This window comes from Nostoc sp. LPT, assembly GCF_017115165.1.
Classification (GTDB): Bacteria; Cyanobacteriota; Cyanobacteriia; order Cyanobacteriales; family Nostocaceae; genus Nostoc.
Map to the genome: position 1 here is coordinate 1 of NZ_JABXKF010000061.1, position 5,942 is coordinate 5,942.

Below are 5,942 nucleotides of genomic sequence, written 5' to 3' on the forward strand. Positions count from 1 at the left end.
TTGATAGACCCCTGACATTGGATATCCCTCTTCTCATTAAATCTTATTATCTCATCTGTAGCCAGCTTTTAGAGAATTAGTATTACTCCAATCACTTGACTACTCTTTTAGTATTGGAGATGATACTATCTTCGTTTCCAAGGCATATTTGGACTGGTTCAATCTTAGAATAATACGCTCAATTCCAGCTTGTACTGACTTAGGATTAGTGTGACAACAGCAAGCAATCGCTTTATCTACGATCAAACTACGGGTAATTTTGTCTTTGATGCAGATGAGATTAGTAAAGCTGCATAAGTTCAAATAGCCCAGTTCTCGAATCAGGCAATACTGACTAATGTAAATATTACTGTCATTGCCTAACGAAAGCTATATAGTCAGTAAACGGAAATTACCCAGTCAGGTTGAAGTATTGTAATATATAAGGTTGGGTTTCGCTGTTGCTCAACCCAACCTACAAATTAAAATCGGATGATTTATTTTTTGGTTGTCCCTGAATCAGGTTGGCAAATAGCCACTCTATATTCGACCTGTATTTTCAATCAATTACACAAACCACTGTAATCTAATTAGTGCCTGGTTGGGTTGGAACAATTGGTTGGGTTGGAACAATTGGTTGGTTTGGAACAATTGGTTGGTTTGGAAATGGGGTAGTCTCTAAACTTGGACTTGAACCTGCAGGAATTATCGTTGGCGGTGTAGACGAAGATGAAGCACCGATAACACTATCATCAGCACTGATACAAGTATCTAGCGCTTGAGTAGCAAGAAAGTCGATTTGACTACGCAAGCCAACCACACACTGGCCAAAGCGCACGGGTAACAAACTGCGTCCACAATAATCTAAAACTGTCGGATTAGCTTCTTCCTTAGTACTTAGGCTGACGCCAACTACACAGGTTGCTAACTCTTCAGGACGCCGAGCCTTCCCACAAGAAGAAAGCGCATCTGTTGCAGCAATTTGGGTTTCCTTATCAATTTTCACCACGCAAGCAGCCAAATCTTTTGGACGCAGTGCTGCTGCACAACCTGATGATGCCGCTTCTGCCTTTACACCCACACTCAAAAGGCGACCAGCACAGACACTATAATCATTGCTGTAAGAGGCAGAAACAGCCACATTAGGCAAGATTGTTAAACATCCAGCTATAGCCAAAACTGGTAATGTTAAAATCCTGGAGGTGGAACTGCCTTGTTTGTTCTTAACTCTGCTAACTACTTTTTTGCTCATTGACATTGCCATTCTCCAAACACCCAAAGTTATGCTAACTCAAATATCTTAAAAATCCTCTGTAATCTAAGAATTTCAGAGGTAGCAAAGTATAGATATAATTAATTATGTGGAAAACTGTGTTAATATAACTGTTTGAAAGATAAGTAGGCAACGTAAAAAGTATTTCAGAGTAAGAATACTGCGTAAACCAATCTGATGATTGAGTAGCCTACGAAACTAAATAAACACAAAAAACTTATTGGCAGTAGTACGGCGGGGCACGTCGGAATTCAAGCTTGGAAGCTAGTGTGTCGGCTCAACCGACTTAAAGCAACTAGCGTAAAGCAGATGCCTCTACATTGGTAAGATACGTCATACCAAAGTAAGCACCTTCAAAAAACCAAGAATCCGCTGATTTATCATCAGTGGAATGTCAAAATGGAATGTTTGGGTAAAGTTTAAACAGGATTAGATTAAGGAAACTCATGTCCCGATATAGAGGGCCCCGCCTCAGAATTGTCCGCCGCTTGGGCGACTTACCAGGATTAACTCGTAAAAGTGCCAGACGCGCTTACCCACCTGGGCAGCATGGCCAGAATCGCAAGAAGCGCTCTGAATATGCTATCCGTCTAGAGGAAAAGCAAAAGCTCCGCTTCAACTACGGTTTGACTGAAAAGCAATTGCTCCGCTATGTGCGGAAAGCCAGACGTGTTACTGGTTCTACCGGACAAGTGCTGCTGCAATTGCTAGAAATGCGCTTGGATAATACCGTTTTCCGCTTGGGTATAGCGCCGACTATCCCCGCAGCTCGCCAACTAGTGAATCACAGTCACGTAACTGTTAACGGTCGTGTGGTGAATATTGCCAGCTACCAATGCCGTCCTGGTGAAGTAATTGCGGTCAGAGATCGGGCACAATCACGGAAGTTGGTGGAAGCTAACTTGCAATATCCCGGTTTGGCCAACCTCCCCAGTCATTTGGAGTTTGACAAAAATAAGTTGGTTGGTAAAGTCAACAGCGTTATTGAACGCGAATGGGTGGCACTACAAATTAATGAACTACTTGTGGTGGAATACTACTCACGACAAGCGTAATTGTCATTTGTCCTTAGTCATTTGTCCTTAGTTCTTTGCAAAGGACAAATGACCAATTGATCAATGACTACCCGCCAATTTGTGACATGGTGCGGGTATATGTACCTAAATTACCAGAATCGCGTTGTTTAAAGTTAATTTCTGGCTTGATTCCGAGTAAATGTCTGACCTGCTCTTGTAATTGAGCGGTGCTGACACCAGAACGCAGAGCAGTTTTTAAATCTATTTGACCAGTTTCGTTTAATAAACAAGGACGCAGCCAGCCATCGGCACTCAGGCGCATCCGATTACAACGATCGCAAAAACATTCTGACATTTGACTAATAAATCCTAGTGTCCCCTTCGCACCGGGAATTTGAAACACATCAGCAGGGCCAGCACCACGAACTTGAGATTCTGTCAAGCCCCAGCGATCGCGAATCTGTCCTCGTAAAGCGGTTGAAGATACCCAACCGCGATCGCCAAACAAATGCACATTACCAATGGGCATAAATTCAATAAATCGAACGTGCCACTGTTTATCGATTGTCAGGGCGGCTAAATCTAAAACTTCGTGGTCGTTAACGCCAGGAATTACCACTACATTCAGCTTCAGGGGGTCGAATCCGACTTGATGGGCAGCTTGAATCCCATGCCAAACTTGTTGCCAACGAGAACGCCCCTGATTACCAATAATTTGATCAAAAATATCGGGATCGAGAGAGTCAAGACTAATATTAATTCGTCGCAGACCAGCATTGTAGAGGTTTTGTGCCATCGGAGCCAGCAAAAAACCGTTGGTGGTCATTGAGAGGTCTTGAGTTTGGGGTAAAGTTGCGATCGCACCTACCAAATCCACCACACGCGGACGCAATAAGGGTTCCCCCCCAGTCAACCGAAATCGGGTAAAGCCTACTGGAATAAATACTTCTTGAATTAAGGTGAGTAGTTCTTCATCAGTCAATAACTGTTGCTTGAGAATATAATCCAGTTCTACTCCCTCTGGCATACAGTACTGACAACGAAAATTGCAGCGATCAATTAAGCTAATGCGGAGGTAGTCTACCTGGTTCATCGTTTTATTTTTATTCTCTCTGATTAATTAAAGACTTTACAAAGGTGGTTTACCCCTTCTTACTATCTTTGTTGTAACTCAAAATACTGCACTCACCCTTAAGTGAGAATCCACAGATTGTGGCATAATAAGCCGATCGCATCCACTAGTTAGTCATCAATCGTGCAAGACACCGACTCCATCAACGACCTTGCTGCTGCCTTACAACAGCCAGCCGATATCAGCTTTGAACTGCCCGATCCAGAAGATGAACAGATTCTAGAATCAGATTTTCAACAGCAGCTAGAAATAGCTTGGCAAGTATGCGATCGCTTTGATTTGCAAACTGAAATCTGGCGGGGGCGAATTTTACGGGCGATCCGCGATAGAGAAAAAGTGGGTGGTGACGGACGCGGTACTGGCTTTCTGCGATGGCTAAAAGAGCGGGAAATCAGCAAAAGTCAAGCATACTCTTGGATTAAACTGGCGAATAGTGCCGATACTCTCATTGAAGATGGTAAACTTGACCCCGGATCTGTGAACAACTTCAGTAAACGGGCATTTGTCGAAACCTCCAAAGCAGTCCCCGAAGTGCAACAGATGGTGAGTGAAGCCGCCCAAAAAGGCGATCGCATCACTAGGCGGGAAGTGCGTCAACTCAATGATGAATGGACAGCCATGTCCTCAGATTTATTACCCGAAGCAGTCAAAGAAAAAGCCGCAGATAACACCCTTCCCCCGCGCTACATTGCCCCTTTGGTGAAGGAAATGGAAAAACTGCCAGAATCGCATCAAAAGTTTATCCAAAAGGAAATAGCTGCCAATCCTGATGTCGATACCCTGAAACAGGTAACTACCGAAGCGCGTAACTTAGCCAAATATCTTAAAGGGGCGGCTCAAGTTCAGGCGCTGACACAGGAGAATGTTGATATTGAAACAGCCTTAGAAGAAGCCCAAAGAGTCGGCTGTTTGAGCATTGCTGCTGATTTGGTAAATCAAGCATCGCAAATTGAACAAACGATCGCTAAATTGTACATGACTTGGAAACGGATCGGTAATTTAGCAGATCGATTATATGTAGATACTGGCGCAAGTACACCCAACTTGCGATCGCTCCTCACTTGCTTGGAACCTCTGGGTGGTGAAATCATGGAATTGCAACTTAGTGGTGCGACTGAACACACTGTTCGTTTGCAAATTCAGGAAACGAGTTAGGGAGTGGGGAATTGGACATTGGTTATTTCTCCCTCATCTCCATGCTCCCCCTACTCTCACAAGCAAAAAGTTGTGCGACATAATAGCAATAGCCACCTGATTCCAGGTTTTTATGTCAACCACCATCAGTGAACCCATTGTCACTTGGGAAAAGTTACCTGATGACTTTCCTTTACCCGATGAGCCTGTGGACAACATCAGTCAGCCAGCGATCGCATTTGCCCTCACTGAAAGCTTGGAACTGGCAGGGTTAATTCAGCCTCAAATACTTATTGGTACAAATTTTGGGATTTGTGCAACTGTAGATGGCAAGTTGGTGATTAAAGCCCCAGATTGGTTTTATGTCCCTTCTGTGTTACCGACAGTTCCACCAAACCAAAACCGTCGTAGTTATACCCCGAAGCTAGAAGGAGAAGTTCTGGCGATCGTCATGGAATTTTTGTCAGAGACAGAAGGTAGTGAGTACTCAATTAAAGCTAAGTACCCACCTGGTAAGTGGTACTACTATGAGCGCATTCTCCAAGTCCCCATCTATGTAATTTTTGAACCAGAGGCGGGGTGGGTGGAAGTCTATCAACTAGGTGCTTCAGGGCAATACGAACTCCAGCAACCGAATGGGGATAGACAGTATTGGATTGCCAGCATTGGGCTGTTTTTAGGAATTTGGCAGGGTGTGAAAGTAAATCGCACTGGCTATTGGTTGCGCTGGTGGGATGAAGCTGGACAATTGCTGCTGTGGGGAGCAGAACGGTTACAACAAGAGCAGCAATTGCGATCGCGCATGGCCGAGAAGTTACGAGAATTAAACATTGACCCAGAGACAGTTTAACTTTTAGCCTTTTATGCACTTACTTTTTGAAGCACAATCCCCTCTAGGGGCGCACAGCTAGCTGTGCGCCCTACCCTATGGTTTTATTAGCGAAGCGCGTAACTTGGCGAAATATCTCAAAGGGGCGGCTCAAGTTCAGGCGCTGACACAGGAGAATGTTGATATTGAAACAGCCTTAGAAGAAGCCCAAAGAGTCGGCTGTTTGAGCATTGCTGCTGATTTGGTAAATCAAGCATCGCAAATTGAACAAACGATCGCTAAATTGTACATGACTTGGAAACGGATCGGTAATTTAGCAGATCGATTATATGTAGATACTGGCGCAAGTACACCCAACTTGCGATCGCTCCTCACTTGCTTGGAACCTCTGGGTGGTGAAATCATGGAATTGCAACTTAGTGGTGCGACTGAACACACTGTTCGTTTGCAAATTCAGGAGACGAATTAGGGAGTGGGGAGTGGGAAGTTATTCTCCCCCTACTTCCCCTCCTCTTTTCCCTCACCTCACATCTTGCACCTGGAAATATGAATGTCAAAACCACAACTAAGTGCAAGGAG

General features: G+C 44.3%; 5 protein-coding genes and 1 pseudogene. 4 read left to right on the forward strand and 2 right to left on the reverse strand.

Translation table 11 applies throughout. The features are described 5' to 3' along the window. Window positions 1-565: 565 nt before the first annotated feature. A complete protein-coding gene (locus HWQ58_RS14145; protein ID WP_292863303.1) occupies window positions 566-1,237 on the reverse strand; it encodes a hypothetical protein in 672 nt (223 codons plus the stop codon). A gap of 461 nt (window positions 1,238-1,698) precedes the next feature. Between HWQ58_RS14145 and rpsD the strand changes: the two genes are divergently transcribed. Continuing rightward, entirely contained in the window at window positions 1,699-2,307 is a 609-nt protein-coding gene (gene rpsD, locus HWQ58_RS14150; RefSeq protein WP_292863306.1) for a 30S ribosomal protein S4, read from the forward strand. Window positions 2,308-2,374: 67 nt separating this feature from the next. Here rpsD and moaA read toward each other — a convergent pair whose 3' ends face one another. Next, window positions 2,375-3,361: a GTP 3',8-cyclase MoaA gene (gene moaA / locus HWQ58_RS14155; RefSeq protein WP_292863309.1), complete on the reverse strand. Its 987-nt coding sequence runs from the start codon at window positions 3,359-3,361 to the stop codon at window positions 2,375-2,377. A gap of 162 nt (window positions 3,362-3,523) precedes the next feature. On the opposite strand from moaA, the gene HWQ58_RS14160 reads away from it, so the two are divergent. The 3 genes and pseudogenes from HWQ58_RS14160 to HWQ58_RS14170 form a co-directional block, all read left to right on the forward strand. Further along, window positions 3,524-4,555: a hypothetical protein gene (locus HWQ58_RS14160; RefSeq protein ID WP_292863312.1), complete on the forward strand. Its 1,032-nt coding sequence runs from the start codon at window positions 3,524-3,526 to the stop codon at window positions 4,553-4,555. A 112-nt stretch (window positions 4,556-4,667) separates the two neighbouring features. Then, window positions 4,668-5,384: a Uma2 family endonuclease gene (locus tag HWQ58_RS14165; RefSeq protein ID WP_292863315.1), complete on the forward strand. Its 717-nt coding sequence runs from the start codon at window positions 4,668-4,670 to the stop codon at window positions 5,382-5,384. An 88-nt stretch (window positions 5,385-5,472) separates the two neighbouring features. After that, a pseudogene (locus HWQ58_RS14170) lies at window positions 5,473-5,832 on the forward strand (hypothetical protein); the annotation flags it as partial. Window positions 5,833-5,942: the final 110 nt, after the last annotated feature.